We start from the raw sequence: 16,920 nt of genomic DNA, 5'->3' as shown, positions 1-16,920 counted from the left end.
TATTTCCTATATTACTACTATAAAAAAGGAGAGTTGGCATGGACGCAAGGATAGTGGAATTGGCTAAGACGTTAGAAGCGAAAACGATTGCCAGACGCCGCGATTTTCACCGCTACGCCGAGACGGCTTGGACTGAATTTCGCACCGCATCGATAGTTGCCGATGTTCTAACCGAATTGGGATATGAGGTGCTGATCGGGGACGATGTTGTTGCGGCCGAGGCGATGATGGGCGTGCCGCCGGCCAATGAGCTGGAGCGTCATCGCCAACGGGCCCTTGCGCAGGGGGCAAATCCGGTTTGGGTAGAAAAAATGCTTGGCGGCAAAACCGGTGTAGTGGGCGTGATGGATTTTGGCAAACCGGGGCCGACCGTTGCCTTGCGATTTGATATCGATGCCAATGATGCCGTTGAAGCGGAAGATGAAAGCCATCGTCCGTATCGTGAAAACTTTGCGTCTGTTAACAAGGGAGCCATGCATGCCTGTGCGCATGACGGTCATACTGCCGTTGGCCTGGCCGTTGCCGAAATCTTGGCCGCTTTGCGGGCAGATTTGGCCGGGCGGGTGAAGCTCATTTTCCAGCCGGCGGAAGAAGGCGTACGGGGCGCCAAGGCGATGGTTGTCAAAGGCGTTGTCGATGACGTGGATTATTTGCTTGGCATGCATTTCGGTGTTACCCTGCGCAAAACAGGACAGGTAGCTTGCCAGACGGAAGGCTTTTTGGCCACAACCAAATTGGACGCCAGTTTCACCGGGGTTCCGGCCCATGCCGGCGCGGCTCCGGAAACAGGCCGGAATGCACTGCTTGCGGCCGCCACCGCTTTGCTTAATTTGCACGCAATCTCGCGGCACAGTCAAGGCGCGTCGCGTATCAATGTCGGTGTCATGCAGGGTGGTACGGGGCGCAATGTCATTCCCGCAAATGCTGTTATTAAGCTGGAAACGCGGGGGACTACCAGTGCCATTAACGAGTATATGTATAACGAAGCGGTACGTATTATCGAGGCTGCTGCCCAAATGCACGGTTGTCAAGTCCAAATACAAGAGATGGGCGGTGCTGCGGGGTGCGGCAACGATGCCGAATTGGTGGCGCGCATTCGGCAAACCGCCGAGCGGATGGGTTTATTCAAAGAAATTGTGGCTGCCGGCAATATTGGCGGTAGCGAAGATTGTACCTATTTCATGGAGCGGGTGCAGCAGCGCGGTGGAAAAGCTGCCTATGTAATGGTTGGTACTGAGCTGGCGGCTGGGCATCATGATTTCCGATTTGATTTTAATGAAGAAGCCCTAGTCCTGGCGTCGGCCTTTATCAGCGGCGTCGCCGCCGACTTGCTCACCGGCAAATAATATTCCGGACTTGCTGCCAAACCGAAAACATAAAAATACATAACCTGTTTCAGATGGTTTTGCCTTATTGTGCAATTTAAGCTGTACAATAAGGCTTTTTTTCTACCATGTTGACAGGCGCGCGTATGTCTGTTAGTATATATATAAAATAATAATGAATAATTATTCAGAAGCTACAATTGGTTCTGCGCGGCTGTAAGGAACTGCTCTGGTCCTCCTGCATGGAAACGGGGGAAACTCCTTGTCTTTTTGGCAGGGAGTTTTATGTTACAAAGGAGAGGTTATTCGGCCCAAGATTAGCAGTTTGCAGGTACTATGCCTGCCGGGAGGTAGATCAATGGAAGGGAAACTTATTCTTGCTGACGGGTCGGTTTTTTGGGGAACAATGCTGGAGTCAATGCATACCGTTGGTGAAGTGGTCTTTAATACAGGCATGACAGGCTATCAGGAAGTGTTGACTGATCCGTCGTACTCTGGCCAAATCGTGACCATGACATATCCGCTAATCGGCAATTACGGCGTGGCCGCTTATTTTAACCAGTCACGGCGACCATATGTCCGTGGTTTTGTTATCGGAGAACTATGTTATACGCCTAGTAACTGGCGGGCAGAGAGCTCGCTAGCGGAGTTTTTAAAGCGGCACCGTATTCCTTGTTTATATGGCGTCGATACCCGGGCGCTTACCCGGCGGATTCGGGCCAGCGGTGTGATGATGGGGGTACTGGCGCCTGCCAACATGGGACACGAGGAGGTTCTCGCCCTGCTTAGCAACGCGGACGTTGTTCATTTGGTTGAAAAAGTTACCACGCCAATCGTCTATCGGCTGCCCCGGACAGGCCCGCGGGTAGTGGTAATGGACTTTGGGGTAAAGCGAAATATTTTAGAGTCTCTCGCCAGGACCGGCTGTGACTTGACCGTCGTGCCGGCCACAACAACGGCCGAGACGATATTAGCCATGGAGCCAGATGGGGTATTTTTATCCAATGGGCCCGGCGACCCCAAGGAGGTGCCCTATGCCATAGCAACAGTAAAAAAACTTGTGGGGAAAAAGCCTATTTTTGGTATTTGCCTCGGCCATCAAATTCTGGCGCTGGCTTTAGGTGGGGACACTTATAAACTGAAATTTGGACACCGCGGGGCTAACCACCCGGTAAAAGATCTAATAGCAGGGCGTGTTTTCATTACGTCGCAGAACCACGGTTATGCGGTGGCAGAAGCGTCGCTTCACGGCACTGACTTGGTCGTTACACACCGGGCTGTCAACGATGGGACGGTAGAAGGGATTAGACACCGTACACTACCCGTTTTTTCTGTACAATACCATCCTGAAGCAGCGCCAGGACCACACGATAATATGTATTTATTTCAGCAGTTTTATCAGTTGATGATATAGGAGGTGTAGCGGTGCCGAAAAAAGCAGAGCTACAGAAAGTGATGGTAATCGGGTCTGGCCCGATTGTTATTGGTCAGGCCGCTGAATTCGATTATGCGGGCACTCAGGCCTGCCGGGCGTTGAAGGAAGAGGGTCTAAAGGTAGTTCTCATCAACAGTAATCCGGCTACCATCATGACGGATGACAATATTGCTGACCGTGTATATATCGAGCCGTTGACCCCCGATTTCATTGAGGAGATAATTGCCAAAGAACGCCCCGATGGGCTTCTGCCTACTTTAGGCGGCCAGGTCGGCCTCAACCTGGCGGTTACGGCGGCCGAGCGGGGTGTTCTTGAAAGGTACGGTGTAAAACTGCTGGGTACTCCTCTCGCCGCTATAAAGAAAGCCGAAGACCGCGAGTTGTTCAGAGCTACGATGCAACAGATCGGCCAACCGGTGCCGGAAAGTATCATTGTCGAAACTTTAGCCGAAGCTTTGCATTTTGCCAAAAACATTGGTTATCCTCTTATTGTCCGGCCTGCCTATACACTGGGCGGAACTGGCGGTGGAATCGTGCACAATGATGCGGAGCTAAGCGAAGTAGTGGCCCGAGGCCTAAAACACAGTTTAATTGGCCAGGTATTGTTAGAACGAAGTTTGGCAGGGTGGAAGGAAATAGAATATGAAGTGATGCGTGATGGCGCCGATAATTGCATTGTTGTGTGCAATATGGAAAATGTTGATCCCGTCGGCATTCATACCGGGGACAGCATTGTCGTTGCCCCCTCGCAGACACTGTCAGATGAAGAATATCAGATGCTGCGAAGCGCAGCGCTTGCCATCATCCGGGCTTTGGGCATCGAAGGCGGCTGCAATGTGCAGTTTGCGTTAGATCCCCACAGCAGCCGTTATTACGTGATTGAAGTGAATCCACGCGTCAGCCGTTCTAGTGCGCTGGCCTCCAAAGCGACGGGCTATCCCATTGCTAAGGTCGCCAGCAAAATCGCGATCGGTTATCGCCTTGACGAAATTCCTAATGCTGTAACCGGGAAAACAATGGCCTGTTTTGAACCGGCTCTTGATTATGTTGTCGTGAAATTTCCCCGCTGGCCTTTTGATAAATTCTCTTACGCTGACCGACTGTTGGGGACACAGATGAAAGCAACCGGCGAGGTCATGGCCATTGACCGCTCGTTTGAGGCTGCCTTGCTGAAGGCTGTCCGGTCGCTCGAAATCGGTTTGCATGGTCTGAACGTTGCGAAATTTGCATGTCTTAGCACAACGGAAATCCGCGAAAAACTTCATAGCGCCAGTGACGAGCGTCTATTCCTTGTGGCCGAGGCGCTCAGGCGTGGCGTCAGTATCGATGAAATTCATGCTATCACGGCCATTGACCGTTTTTTTCTGGCCAAAATCATGAATTTAGTCTTAATGGAACAAAAGCTGCGTCAGGAAAAACTATCGCCGCGCCTGCTCGCGGCGGCCAAGCGGATGGGATTTGCCGACCAGACAATAGCCGCTATAACAGAGAAATGCCCTTCCGCAATCCGGAAATTGCGCCAGGAAGAAGGCATTATTCCATGTTATAAAATGGTCGATACCTGTGCCGCTGAATTCGAAGCAGTTACACCCTATTTTTATTCGACCTATGCCCAGGAGGACGAGGCACCGCCCGGTTCTCGCCGCAAAGTGGCTGTCCTTGGTTCCGGCCCGATCCGCATTGGCCAGGGCATAGAGTTTGACTATTGCTCTGTCCATTCTGTCTGGGCGCTACGGGAGATGGGCGTTGAAACGGTTATTATCAACAACAACCCGGAAACGGTCAGTACCGACTTTGATACTGCCGACCGGCTGTATTTTGAACCATTGACACCGGAGGACGTACTCCACGTCGTGGAGAAAGAACAGCCGGATGGTATCATTGTCCAGTTTGGCGGGCAGACAGCAATTAATCTGGCTGGCCCCTTAGCGCGGGCCGGGGTGCCCATCTTGGGAACCAGTGTGGAAAGTATTGATTGTGCCGAAGACAGGAAAAAATTTGACGCCCTTGTTGAGCGTCTTGGTGTTCCGCGGCCGGCCGGGGTGAGTGTGACGAATATGGCTGAGGCCAGAGAAAAAGCAGCTGTTCTCGGCTATCCCGTCGTGGTTCGTCCCTCCTATGTTCTGGGCGGCCGGGCCATGCAGATTGTTTACAACGAAAACGAACTGGTTGAGTATTTAACCAAAGCGGTTCAAGCGTCTACGGACCGCCCGGTGCTTATTGACCGGTACATTCAAGGTACGGAAGTGGAAGTAGACGCCATTGCCGACGGGCAAGACGTATTGATTCCGGGCATCATGGAACACATCGAACGGGCGGGTGTTCATTCTGGCGACAGCATCGCCGTTTATCCCGCGCGCACCCTCGGACCGGGCGAAATTACCCGAATTGTCGATTATACACAGCGGCTGGCACTGGCCCTTAATGTGCGGGGACTTATTAATATCCAATTTGTTATCGCCGACGGACAGGTCTATATTCTTGAAGCTAACCCCCGTTCCAGCCGGACGGTGCCGTTTCTCAGCAAAGTTACCGGCATACCTATGGTCCGGCTCGCCACGCGGATCGCCATGGGCGAAACCCTTGCCGGGATGGGGTATACAACAGGTCTGCTACCGCCAAAACCGTTTTGGGCGGTAAAAGCCCCCGTATTTTCGTTTGCAAAAATGCAACAGGTTGATATTGCGCTTGGACCGGAAATGAAGTCGACCGGCGAAGTGATGGGTATCGATTATCATTATGCCCGGGCGCTGTACAAAGCCATGACGGCAGCCGGTCTGGCCATACCGCCAAGCGGCGCCGTCCTGTTTGCCATTGACGAGCAGGATCAAGCAGCAGCGGTGCAAGTGGCGGCCGGCTTTCTGGCCCTAGGGTATCGCCTGCTGGCAACACCTGGTACGGACGAGTTTTTTCGGGGGCAGGGGCTACGCGTCGAGACGGTTGGCGACGGTTTGGACAGTCAGTCCCGTATTTTGAAACTGATCCAGGATGGCACGATTAGTTTGATCATCAATACCCGGCTTCGCGGCCAGCAAGCGGTGTGGGATGGTTTTAAAATACGCCGGATAGCAGTGGAATACGGCATACCCTGCCTAACATCCATGGATACGGTCCGCGAATTTTTGTTCGCTCTTGCAAGTATGCGTGAACGGCGTTTGGTTTATGTCCTTGCCCTGCAGGATTATGTGGGGAAAGGTGATGATTATGTATAGTTTATCCAACGATTGATTTTCCCCCCGCCCAGGGCTAAATATTTGCTTGACAGCTAATTAATAAATTGTTACCATTAAGTAAATAAATTAGGCCTTTTAAACTGGTCCTGTGAGGCTGGTAAGGGGGATTTTTGTAAGGGTTGGTAGGCCTTCTTGCGTTTTCACAGGCAAGAAGGTTTTTTATTGACAATGGTAGATTTTTTAGTAAAACTAGCTAATTGAATAAAAATTTAATAATTTCCTTTAAGTTGGTCCTGTGAGGCCGGCAAGGATTTTGGCTACTCTAAAATATAACTTTACTTGGCCATGTCAACTCCTTGTCCGTCCGGCAAGGAGTTTTATTATGTCATTCCTTTAAAGTTGGATATAGTGTATTTGCGTGTGCCAAAATGATATTGATTGAAGCGAGGAAAAGACGCATACGTAAGCCATTCAAGATTATGTAAGAGGAGGGAATGCTTGTGTCGAAGCAAATGGAACAAGCAGGTGTTGTCAGCCACCTTTGGCTGGCTAGCACCATTAAGATGCTCACGCTGCGGGCTCCCGTTATTGCTCAGTGTGCCGAGCCAGGACAGTTTATTCATATGCGCGTTGCCGATAGTTATCATCCCCTGCTCAGGCGCCCCTTTAGCATCGCCGATGCCGATCCCCAAGCAGGAACAATCAGTATTATTTACCGGATTGTAGGGGCAGGTACAGAATTACTGGCAAAAGTAAAAGATGGTGACCAGGTTAACTGTTTGGGACCGCTAGGCAAAGCGTTTGAACTAAATTGCCATAAACCACTGCTGGTCGGAGGCGGCATGGGATTGGCGCCGCTGTTGTTCTTGGCGCGGCGCCTTTGTCCCCGACCGGTACAGGTCATATCAGGCGGACGAACTGCCGCGGAAATGGTTTGGCCGGCATTGTTTCAGCCTCTATGCGAAAATGTTGCAATTACAACCGACGATGGCTCGGTCGGTCGGCGTGGCGTTACGACCGACCTACTGCCAAAGCTTTTAACCGACGGGCAGTTCGATAGAATTTACGCCTGCGGACCGCGACCAATGTTGATTGGGGTAGCTGAAATAACTAAGAAATTCAAGATTTCTTGTCAAGTCTCGCTGGAAGAGCATATGGCCTGCGGTATAGGCGCTTGTTTGGCCTGTACTTGTTCCGGTACGGACGGGTTACGCCGGAAGATCTGCAGTGACGGCCCGGTATTTTGGGCTGAGGAGGTGCTGCCATGAATAGTTATAATGCAGCATTGGCGGTCGACATTGCCGGTATCAAAATGAAGACTCCGGTAATGGCGGCATCGGGCACTTTTGGGTTCGGCGTGGAATATGCCGGCCTACTGGACTTAAATCAAATCGGTGCGGTAGTTGTAAAAGGGATGACCCTTAAGCCGCGGGATGGCAACACGGGGCGACGCATAGCTGAAACTCCTGCCGGCATGCTAAATGCGATAGGGCTGGAAAACCCCGGTGTAGACCGCTTTTTAAAAGAAATTTTCCCCCAACTGTCACAGTATCAGGTACCGGTAATTGTCAATATTGCCGGCGGTACCATTGAGGAATACGGCGAATTGGCCAGACAGCTCGCCAATTCCGGTATTGCCGGTCTGGAAATAAATATTTCCTGTCCTAATGTGAAACAAGGCGGGATGGTTTTTGGCACTGATCCTAACAGCGCTGCCGCAGTGGTCGGCGAGGTAAAAAAATACGCTGCGGTCCCGGTTATTGCCAAGCTGTCACCGAACGTTACCGACATTGTTGCTATGGCCCGGGCGGTGGAAAGCGCCGGAGCGGATGCCATTTCTTTGATAAATACTTTGCTGGGCATGGCTATTGATGTACACAGCTGGCGTCCTGTCTTAGGAAACATTGTCGGCGGGCTGTCCGGGCCGGCCGTAAGACCGATTGCGGTGCGCATGGTTTGGCAGGTAGCTAAAGCCGTTAAAGTGCCGGTTATTGGGATGGGAGGGATTATGACTGCTGAAGATGCCGTTGAATTTTTACTGGCAGGAGCCAGTGCGGTAGCGGTTGGCACGGCCAATTTTATAAATCCTCATGCTGCCACTCAAATTGCGGAAGGAATAGCCGACTACCTAAGACAACGCGGATTGTGTCATGTAAGCCAGTTGGTAGGACAAGTCCGTATCTAAAGGAGCGATATATATGCAGGCTGATAAACGTTTAATTGTGGCTCTGGATGTTAACGATATGAAAAAGGTCTGTGAAATTGTAGAGGCGCTGGGAGAACGGGTTGTTTTTTATAAAGTGGGGATGGAGCTGTACTATAGTGTCGGTGTTACAGTAATTAACTATTTAAAGAGGATGGGGAAAGAAATATTCCTTGATTTAAAACTACACGATATACCGAATACAGTGGCGCAAGGTGCAGGAATACTAACGCGGCTTGGCGCCTCCATGCTAACGCTGCATACTGGTGGAGGACCGGCCATGATGCGGGCGGCTGCTATGGCCGTAGCGGAAAAAGCGGCGGAACTCGGTGTTCCAAGGCCCAAATTAATCGGCGTGACGGTGCTGACTAGCATAAATGAAAGTGAGTGGACGGCTTTGGGACATAAAACGCCTGTGGCTGATCAAGTCGTTCATCTCGCCAAATTGGCGCAAAGGGCAGGTTTGGATGGTGTCGTGGCTTCGCCGCGGGAAGCGGCGCTTATCCGTCGCGCCTGTGGCGACAATTTTCTGGTTGTTACACCGGGTATTCGGCCGGTTGGCGCTATCCAAGACGATCAAAGCCGCATAGCTACACCGTCGGCAGCTTTGGCAGCAGGAGCCACTCATCTTGTAATCGGTCGTCCTATTACGGCGGCGCCGAACATTGCTGAAGCAGCCTGTCAAGTGATACGGGAAATGGCTGAAAGCGGTTTGAAATTTTAAGAAACAAGAGGAGGAATTACATGTTAACTGAAAGCGAAGTTTTGGCCATTCTTGAAGAGGTTGAAGCTTTCCGCAAGGGGCATTTTAAGTTCAGTTCCGGTCTTCACGGCGATACATACATTCAATGCGCCCTTCTCCTGAAAGAACCCCGCTTAGCGGAAAAAATTTGCGCTGTTATTGCCGAACGTTTTCGGCAAGCTAAGCCTGACCTGGTGATCGGTCCGGCCTTGGGAGGTATAATTGTAGCTTACGAGGTGGCGCGACAATTGGGTGTCCCCGGAATTTTCGCGGAAAAAGAGGACGGTAAAACAGTTCTGCGGCGAATGTTCAGTATAAAGCCGGGACAAAAGGTGTTAGTAGTGGAAGACGTCATTACCACCGGCCTGTCATCCCAGGAGGTTATCGACCTGGTGGAAAGCATGGGCGGTCAGGTAATCGGCGTGGGGGCAATTGTGGACAGAAGCAATGGTTCGGCCAAAATCAGTGTGCCTTACACGGCGCTGCTTACTATCGGTATGAATAACTATGACCCGCATGATTGTCCTTTGTGCAAGCAAGGATTACCATTGATTAAACCGGGAAGCCGGAAATAACCTGGTTTGATAAAATTGTGGCGATAGGTAAAATGTGAAGATATTGCGACAAAAAAAGCGTTAGCGCGATCTAATTTTGTATACTGATGCTATAGGTGGATTGCTGCAAAAGTAAAGGTATGTTATTATAAAATTCCGGTAAGGGGCTTCAAGTCTTTACCGGGAACGGCCCCGTGGTGTAGTGGTTAACATGCCGCCCTGTCACGGCGGAGATCGTGGGTTCAAGTCCCATCGGGGTCGCCAATGCGGAAGTAGCTCAGTGGTAGAGCATCGCCTTGCCAAGGCGAGGGTCGCGGGTTCGAATCCCGTTTTCCGCTCCATAGGGGCATAGCTCAATTGGTAGAGTAGCGGTCTCCAAAACCGTTGGTTGTGGGTTCGAGTCCTACTGCCCCTGCCAGAAAAATCAGGAATGACGCGGGTTTTTTACCTGCGTCATTTTTTGTATTTGTTTGATAATGGTCGCTAGGATCGGACATGTAAAAGTTTAGAAGGCGAGATATGCGGGATGGAAAAGGAAAAAGACCAAAAAGCGGTATATAAAAAGCAAGAAGACGATTAATTTTTAGTTGACAATGCTAGAGGGCCTTGATAAACTATAGCTAAAATATATAGGGATCCTTTAAGCCGGTCCTGTGAGGCTGGCAAGGAGTATACCGAGTAATACGGGAGATAAGTATGCCTTCTTGTGCGCCTCACACGCCAAGAAGGCTTTTTTATTACCGAAGATACCTGTTTGTTCATCATAAGTTATGAAGGTTTTATACAAATTAAATACAAGTGTCCCTTTAAGTCGGCCCTGTGAGGTCGGCAAGGGTAGTGCTGGCAAAGCCAGATTATCATTAACTCCTTGCCGATAGCGAGGAGTTTTATGTTAAGGAGGATTTTATCGTGAAAAAAAGCCAGGTTTCGCTACGGGATAAGGACATTCTCGATATGGAGAGCATGACGATCCACGAGATGGAACTTATTCTGGAAACTGCCAAAGAGATGAAAAATATCATCGACCGGGATATTAAGAAATTGCCTACGCTGCGTGGCAAGTCGATCATCAACCTTTTCTTTGAGCCTAGTACCAGGACCAGGACCTCTTTTGAATTGGCCGGAAAATATCTTGGCGCCGACGTTGTGAATATAACGGTTGGCGCTAGCAGCGTAGTAAAAGGAGAAAGCCTGCGGGACACCCTGCTTACGGTGGAAGCTATGGGGGTGGATGTAATCGTCATGCGCCACGAAGCGGAAGGGTCGGCACACTTCGCGGCCAAAGTCGTAAAACCGATAATAATCAACGCCGGGGACGGAGCTCATGCCCATCCTACTCAGGGGCTGCTGGATATTTTCACAATCAGGGAAAAGAAGGGAAGAATAAAAGACTTAAAAGTTGCAATAATTGGGGACATCCTGCACAGTCGCGTAGCCCGTTCAAACATTGCCGGCCTTCTAAAGCTAGGGGCCGAGGTGCATGTTGCCGGCCCGGCAACGCTGATGCCAAGGGAAATCGCCAAATTAGGCGTAACTGTTCACACCAGGGTTGAGGACGCTTTAAAAAACGCAGACGTAGTCAACGTCCTGCGTATTCAGCGCGAACGCCAGCAAAAAGGCCTCTTTCCCACCGCCCGGGAATACGCCCGCATATTCGGCATTAATGCCAGTAGGTTGTCGCTGGCGAAGCCTGACGCGCTATTGATGCACCCTGGCCCTATGAACAGGGGGCTTGAGATTGCGCCGGATGTGGCGTATGGCGACCAGTCAGTTATTCAGCAGCAGGTAAAAAACGGTTTAGCAATACGGATGGCGCTGCTCTTTTTAGTGCTGACAGGAGGGAAGAACCTTGAAACTTCTGCTTAAAAACGGTCGGGTGATTAACCCTGCGGATGGCATGGATGCTGTTAAAGACATATTGATTACTGAAGGCAAAATAGCCGCGATTGGCGAGGCACTTTCCGCTGACGGCGCGGAGTGTTTTGACGCCGCGGGATTGGTGGTTGCGCCCGGCTTTGTTGACATGCACACTCACTTGCGCGAACCCGGTCTTGAGGCGAAGGAAGATATTGTTTCCGGTACAAATGCGGCGGCGGCCGGGGGCTTTACCACCATAGCCTGCATGCCGAATACCAAGCCAGTTGTTGATAATGCTATTTTGGTTGCCGGACTGACCCAGCGGGCGCAAGCCGAGGGGATTGTGAACCTAAAAGTCATCGGGGCCCTGAGCAAAGGACAGGAAGGAAAAGAGCTCGCGGAAATTGGCGATATGATTTTAGCCGGCGCCGTAGCCATTTCCGATGACGGTCGTTATGTGGACAGCGCCAGGTTGCTTAAAACAGCCCTTGAGTACACCGGAATGTTTGGCAAACCTATTATATCCCATGCCGAAGATGAAAGCCTGGTCTCCGACGGATACATGCACGAAGGCGCCGTTTCCGCCATGCTGGGAATGAAGGGACGCCCCGCTGTTGCCGAAGACATAGCTGTTGCGAGGGATATCCTGCTTGCCGAATATGTGGGCGCTCCCATTCATATCGCTCATGTGAGCACGAAAGGGGCTGTTGAACTTATCCGTCAGGCGAAAAAACGCGGGGTGAAGGTTACAACGGAGGTAACGCCCCACCACCTGAGTCTTACGGATGAGGCGGTTATAGGATTTGATACCGCTACTAAAGTCAATCCGCCCTTAAGGTCCCAAGACCATGTCCTCGCACTAGTCGAGGCCGTTAAAGACGGCACGATCGACGCGATCGCTACCGACCATGCCCCTCACGCCTATGAAGAAAAAGACATGGAGTACCGTTACGCCCCCAGTGGTTTTGCCGGGCTGGAAACGGCCCTGGGCGTAATTTTGACAGCGCTGTATCATACGGGGCAGCTAAGCCTTATGGAGATTGTCAGATTAATGGCTTATAATCCGGCACGTATTCTGGGACTTGATGCTGGTGTCATCAGGATTGGGGGGGCTGCTGATCTGACGATCTTTGATCCCGACCTTGATTGGGTGGTTGACAGCAACAAATTTTATACCAAAGGCAAGCACACGCCGTTTGAGGGCAAAAAGCTTAAGGGCAAGGCAGTTGCAACCATCGTAGGGGGTAAAATAGTTATGAAGAACGGAAAGGTGATTAGGTGAAAGGCAAACTCATTTTAGCAGACGGCAGCGTTTTTTACGGGCAATTGCTAAGTCCTTGTCAGTCTGTCGGCGAAGTTGTTTTTAATACGGGGATGACCGGATACCAGGAAATTCTCACCGATCCGTCGTACTGCGGACAAATCGTAACCCTGACATATCCATTGATTGGCAACTATGGAGTCGCCGCTATTTTCGACCAGTCCAGAAAGTCGTACGTCCGCGGGCTTATCATTAGCGAGCTCTGCTCCCACCCGAGCAACTGGCAGGCTGAAGGCGGCCTAAGTGAGTATCTGCGCTCACGGAATATACCATGCCTCTATAACGTTGACACCAGGGCCGTAACGAGGAGAATCCGCTCGCAGGGCGCCATGAAGGGAATAATCGTTCCGGCCAATGCTCCTGAAGAAGAAATTAAACACCTTTTGCAAACTCCGACCGAAACGGAGACGGTAAGAGAAGTGACCACCAAGCGGATATACCGGATGCCAAACAGCGGGCCGCGTGTGGTTGTCGTCGATTACGGGGTAAAGAAAAATATTCTTAATTCCTTGTCCGGGGTTGGCTGCGATCTCACGATCGTTCCTGCGGACACCAGCGCAGAAGATATTCTCTGTCTTGATCCCGATGGCGTTTTTCTCTCAAACGGTCCGGGAGACCCTAAGGATGTTCCCTACGCTATTAAAACAATAAGAGAGTTGATAGGGAAAAAACCAATCTTTGGCATTTGCCTCGGCCACCAACTGCTCGCGTTGGCCATGGGCGGCAATACCTACAAGCTTAAGTTCGGCCATCGCGGGTCTAACCATCCTGTCAAGGATCTCTTTACCGGAAGAGTAACTATTACCTCGCAGAACCACGGTTATGCAGTAGATGAACAGTCGCTGGCCGATCTGGATGTTATCGTTACCCACCGGGCGGTAAATGACGGAACGGTAGAAGGATTGAGACATAAAACGCTGCCGGTCTTCTCGGTACAGTATCATCCCGAAGCGGCGCCAGGTCCGGATGACAACACTTATCTGTTCAGAGAGTTTCGTGCTCTCTTGCGAGGAGGGGAAATAACATGCCGAAGAAGGCATATCTAAAAAAAGTCATGGTAATAGGATCCGGGCCAATTGTCATCGGTCAGGCGGCGGAATTTGACTACGCGGGCACGCAAGCCTGTCAGGCCATAAGGGAAGAAGGGATCAAGGTTGTCCTGGTAAACAGCAATCCGGCCACCATAATGACTGATGCCAATATTGCCGACCGTGTTTATATCGAACCTTTGACGCCTGACTGCCTGGAGGAAATAATCGCTAAGGAACGCCCTGACGGCCTTCTGGCGACACTGGGCGGCCAGGTCGGGCTCAACCTTGCCGTAGAACTTGCCAAAAGAGGTGTCTTGGCGAAATACAGCGTTGAATTGTTGGGGACTCCGCTCACGGCGATTAAGAAAGCGGAAGACCGGGAGCTTTTTAAATTAACGATGGAGGAAATTGGCCAGCCTGTCCCGGAAAGCACTATTGTTTCCGACGTGGCAAGCGCTCGGGCTTTTGCGGAAACTATCGGGTATCCGCTTATTGTTCGGCCGGCCTACACTCTCGGCGGAACAGGCGGGGGCATTGTCTACAATGAAGCTGAGCTCGTTGATGTCGTCACGCGGGGATTAAAGTACAGCCTGATCGGTCAGGTGCTACTAGAGCGCAGTGTCGCCGGATGGAAAGAGATCGAGTACGAAGTTATGCGTGATGCCGCTGACAACTGCATAACGGTCTGCAATATGGAAAACTTCGATCCGGTCGGCATCCACACCGGCGACAGCATTGTTGTCGCGCCATCCCAAACGTTGAATGACTATGAATACCAAATGCTGCGCAGCGCAGCGCTAAAAATTATCCGTTCCCTGGGAATTGAGGGCGGGTGCAACGTCCAGTTTGCCCTTGATCCCAACAGCAGCAAGTATTATGTAATCGAAGTAAATCCTCGGGTAAGCCGTTCCAGCGCTCTTGCGTCGAAAGCGACCGGTTATCCGATCGCCAAGGTGGCAAGCAAAATTGCCATCGGCTACCACTTAGACGAGATAACCAATGCTGTGACCAAGCAAACAAAGGCCTGCTTTGAGCCTGCCCTGGATTATGTTGTCGTGAAGTTTCCGCGTTGGCCTTTCGATAAATTTAACTTTGCCGATCGCATTCTTGGTACTCAAATGAAAGCCACCGGTGAAGTCATGGCAATAGACCGGAGCTTTGAAGGCGCATTGCTGAAGGCCGTGCGCTCTTTGGAAATCGGTTTGCATGGTTTGCATGTGCCGGAAATAGCTGCGTTGACCACGGATGATCTTCGCGGCAAGTTGAACCTGGCCAATGACGAGCGGTTGTTCGTCATCGCCGAAAGCTTGCGTCGTGGCATTACGGTAGATGAAATTCATCAAATTACCGGGATTGACTGCTTCTTCCTGGAGAAAATTCGCAACATTATCACCATGGAAAAACGTATTCAGCGCGATGGTTTGTCGCCTCAGCTGCTAGCAGCGGCCAAAAAGATAGGGCTTTCTGACAGGACTTTGGGCCACCTGACGAAAAAATCGCCTGAAGAGATCCGCGAGATGCGGCTACGCCTTCAGATTCAGCCGTGTTATAAAATGGTCGATACCTGCGCCGCTGAATTTGAAGCCGTGACGCCGTATTATTATTCTACCTACGCCCAGGAAGACGAAGTCGCGACAACGGCAAAACGTAAAGTGCTTGTTCTCGGATCCGGACCGATCAGAATCGGACAGGGAATTGAGTTTGACTACTGTTCAGTGCATTCTGTCTGGGCTCTGCGGGAAATGGGAATTGAATCGGTTATTATCAACAATAACCCGGAAACGGTCAGTACCGACTTTGACACATCCGACCGCCTCTACTTTGAACCGCTCACGGTCGAAGATGTCTTAAACGTACTTGACAAAGAAAAGTGCGAGGGGGTAATTGTTCAATTTGGCGGGCAAACGGCGATAAACCTGGCGGGACCACTTGCCAAAGCAGGCGTGAAAATCTTGGGCACAAGCGTCGAGGATATCGATCGGGCGGAAGATCGGGAAAAGTTTGACCAGCTTCTGGAAAAATTGAATATTCCGCGCCCGCGGGGGGCGAGTATAACAAGCGTCGACCAAGCTATAGCTAAAGCCCGGGAGATAGGATATCCTGTCGTTGTGCGTCCATCCTACGTGCTGGGCGGACGGGCTATGGAAATTGTCGACAACGAAACCGAGCTTGTTGAATATATGACTCATGCCGTTAAGGCGTCGCCTGAACACCCGGTTCTGATAGATCGGTATATGCAGGGTATTGAGATTGAGGTTGACGCTATTGCTGACGGACAGGATGTATTCATTCCGGGAATAATGGAACATATTGAACGGGCGGGCGTTCATTCCGGCGACAGCATAGCCGTCTATCCTCCCAAATCTCTCAGCAAGGAAATGATTGATACGGTGGTTGATTATACTAAGCGTTTGGCCCTCGGGCTGAACGTGCGCGGCCTGATAAATACTCAGTATGTTATTGCCGGCGGTACGCTCTATGTCCTCGAGGTAAATCCCCGCTCAAGTCGAACCGTCCCGTTCTTAAGCAAAGTTACCAATGTGCCTATGGTAAACCTGGCGACAAAGGTGGCAATGGGGCAATCGCTTAAATCGCTGGGCTACCAAACAGGGTTGTTGCCGCCGAAAGGTTATACAGCCGTCAAAGTTCCTGTTTTTTCCTTTGCTAAAATGCAGCAAGTCGATATTTCCTTAGGGCCGGAAATGAAATCGACCGGTGAGGTCATGGGTATTGATTATCACTATCCCCGTGCGCTTTATAAAGCTATTACCGCGGCGGGACTGCACATACCCCGGGAAGGAACTGTTTTGTTTACCGTGGCTGACAAAGACAAGGAAGAAGTGGGCGAAATTGCTGAGGGCTTTGCCGGAATGGGATACAAACTCGTGGCCACCGCCGGTACGGCGAAACACCTGAGGGCATTAGGCCTTGATGTTGAAACCGTCCATAAAGTGCGCGAACATCATCCCAATATTATTGACATGATCAAACAGGGGCAAATTAACATGGTCATCAATACGTTAACCCGTGGAAAAGAGCCGGAGCGAGACGGCTTTAAAATACGCCGGGCTACCGTTGAATATGCTATACCCTGCCTCACCTCTATTGACACCGCCCGTGAGGTGATGAACGCCCTGTCGATCATGTCAGAGCGCCGCTTGGTGTATGTCCTGGCAATGCAAGATTACGTAAGCAATGGAGATGCTCTTGTCTAAAATTCTGTTTTTTCCTTCCATAGGAGCATACCTCAATAGGGGAGCAGTAGTCTCCAAACCGTTG

Annotated in this window: 11 protein-coding genes and 3 tRNA genes; all 14 read left to right on the top strand. The window is 51.0% G+C overall.

Annotated features, from left to right (window positions below; all coding sequences use genetic code 11):
* Positions 1–38: 38 nt before the first annotated feature.
* The 14 genes from BLQ99_RS08420 (at position 39) to carB (BLQ99_RS08355) (ending at position 16,856) form a co-directional block, all read left to right on the top strand.
* Positions 39–1,346 carry an amidohydrolase gene (locus BLQ99_RS08420; RefSeq protein WP_093690001.1) on the top strand — a complete coding sequence of 436 codons (1,308 nt, stop codon included), beginning with the start codon at positions 39–41 and terminating at the stop codon, positions 1,344–1,346.
* A 337-nt stretch (positions 1,347–1,683) separates the two neighbouring features.
* The gene (gene carA, locus BLQ99_RS08415; RefSeq protein ID WP_093689999.1) at positions 1,684–2,739 is read left to right on the top strand and encodes a glutamine-hydrolyzing carbamoyl-phosphate synthase small subunit; all 1,056 of its coding nucleotides are present in this window, start codon (positions 1,684–1,686) and stop codon (positions 2,737–2,739) included.
* 11 nt (positions 2,740–2,750) lie between these two features.
* The gene (carB, locus tag BLQ99_RS08410; protein WP_093689997.1) at positions 2,751–5,972 is read left to right on the top strand and encodes a carbamoyl-phosphate synthase large subunit; all 3,222 of its coding nucleotides are present in this window, start codon (positions 2,751–2,753) and stop codon (positions 5,970–5,972) included.
* Between the two features lie 455 nt (positions 5,973–6,427).
* Positions 6,428–7,201 (top strand): dihydroorotate dehydrogenase electron transfer subunit, encoded by a 774-nt coding sequence (locus BLQ99_RS08405; RefSeq protein WP_425440875.1) that lies wholly within the window; start codon positions 6,428–6,430, stop codon positions 7,199–7,201.
* Complete coding sequence (locus tag BLQ99_RS08400) at positions 7,198–8,118, top strand: dihydroorotate dehydrogenase (RefSeq protein WP_093689995.1); 921 nt, start codon at positions 7,198–7,200, stop codon at positions 8,116–8,118. Before BLQ99_RS08405 ends, BLQ99_RS08400 begins: the two co-directional genes overlap by 4 nt.
* A gap of 13 nt (positions 8,119–8,131) precedes the next feature.
* Positions 8,132–8,860, top strand: a complete 729-nt coding sequence (gene pyrF, locus BLQ99_RS08395) for an orotidine-5'-phosphate decarboxylase (RefSeq protein ID WP_093689993.1) — start codon at positions 8,132–8,134, stop codon at positions 8,858–8,860.
* Positions 8,861–8,880: 20 nt separating this feature from the next.
* Complete coding sequence (pyrE, locus tag BLQ99_RS08390) at positions 8,881–9,453, top strand: orotate phosphoribosyltransferase (RefSeq protein ID WP_093689991.1); 573 nt, start codon at positions 8,881–8,883, stop codon at positions 9,451–9,453.
* 167 nt (positions 9,454–9,620) lie between these two features.
* A tRNA-Asp gene (locus BLQ99_RS08385) sits at positions 9,621–9,696 on the top strand.
* 2 nt (positions 9,697–9,698) lie between these two features.
* A tRNA-Gly gene (locus BLQ99_RS08380) sits at positions 9,699–9,773 on the top strand.
* 1 nt (position 9,774) lies between these two features.
* Positions 9,775–9,850 (top strand) — tRNA-Trp (locus BLQ99_RS08375).
* Between the two features lie 491 nt (positions 9,851–10,341).
* Entirely contained in the window at positions 10,342–11,298 is a 957-nt protein-coding gene (locus BLQ99_RS08370; protein WP_093689989.1) for an aspartate carbamoyltransferase catalytic subunit, read from the top strand.
* Positions 11,282–12,571: a dihydroorotase gene (locus BLQ99_RS08365; RefSeq protein ID WP_093689987.1), complete on the top strand. Its 1,290-nt coding sequence runs from the start codon at positions 11,282–11,284 to the stop codon at positions 12,569–12,571. The genes BLQ99_RS08370 and BLQ99_RS08365 overlap by 17 nt, the downstream gene beginning before the upstream one ends.
* A complete protein-coding gene (carA, locus tag BLQ99_RS08360) occupies positions 12,568–13,656 on the top strand; it encodes a glutamine-hydrolyzing carbamoyl-phosphate synthase small subunit (protein ID WP_093689985.1) in 1,089 nt (362 codons plus the stop codon). The genes BLQ99_RS08365 and carA (BLQ99_RS08360) overlap by 4 nt, the downstream gene beginning before the upstream one ends.
* On the top strand, positions 13,635–16,856 hold the full coding sequence (carB, locus tag BLQ99_RS08355) for a carbamoyl-phosphate synthase large subunit (protein WP_093689983.1): 3,222 nt from the start codon (positions 13,635–13,637) through the stop codon (positions 16,854–16,856). Before carA (BLQ99_RS08360) ends, carB (BLQ99_RS08355) begins: the two co-directional genes overlap by 22 nt.
* Positions 16,857–16,920: the final 64 nt, after the last annotated feature.

Source organism: Sporolituus thermophilus DSM 23256, assembly GCF_900102435.1.
Taxonomy (GTDB): domain Bacteria; phylum Bacillota; class Negativicutes; order Sporomusales; family Thermosinaceae; genus Thermosinus; species Thermosinus thermophilus.
This window is presented reverse-complemented; position numbering and strand designations above follow the sequence as displayed.

What these genes read in the sequence shown, in the direction of transcription:
- BLQ99_RS08420 (WP_093690001.1), top strand. Translation starts at nt 39, where the DNA reads ATGGACGCAAGGATAGTGGAATTGGCTAAGACGTTAGAAGCGAAAACG.
- carA (WP_093689999.1), top strand. Translation starts at nt 1,684, where the DNA reads ATGGAAGGGAAACTTATTCTTGCTGACGGGTCGGTTTTTTGGGGAACA.
- BLQ99_RS08405 (WP_425440875.1), top strand. Translation starts at nt 6,428, where the DNA reads ATGCTTGTGTCGAAGCAAATGGAACAAGCAGGTGTTGTCAGCCACCTT.
- BLQ99_RS08400 (WP_093689995.1), top strand. Translation starts at nt 7,198, where the DNA reads ATGAATAGTTATAATGCAGCATTGGCGGTCGACATTGCCGGTATCAAA.
- pyrF (WP_093689993.1), top strand. Translation starts at nt 8,132, where the DNA reads ATGCAGGCTGATAAACGTTTAATTGTGGCTCTGGATGTTAACGATATG.
- pyrE (WP_093689991.1), top strand. Translation starts at nt 8,881, where the DNA reads ATGTTAACTGAAAGCGAAGTTTTGGCCATTCTTGAAGAGGTTGAAGCT.
- carB (WP_093689983.1), top strand. Translation starts at nt 13,635, where the DNA reads ATGCCGAAGAAGGCATATCTAAAAAAAGTCATGGTAATAGGATCCGGG.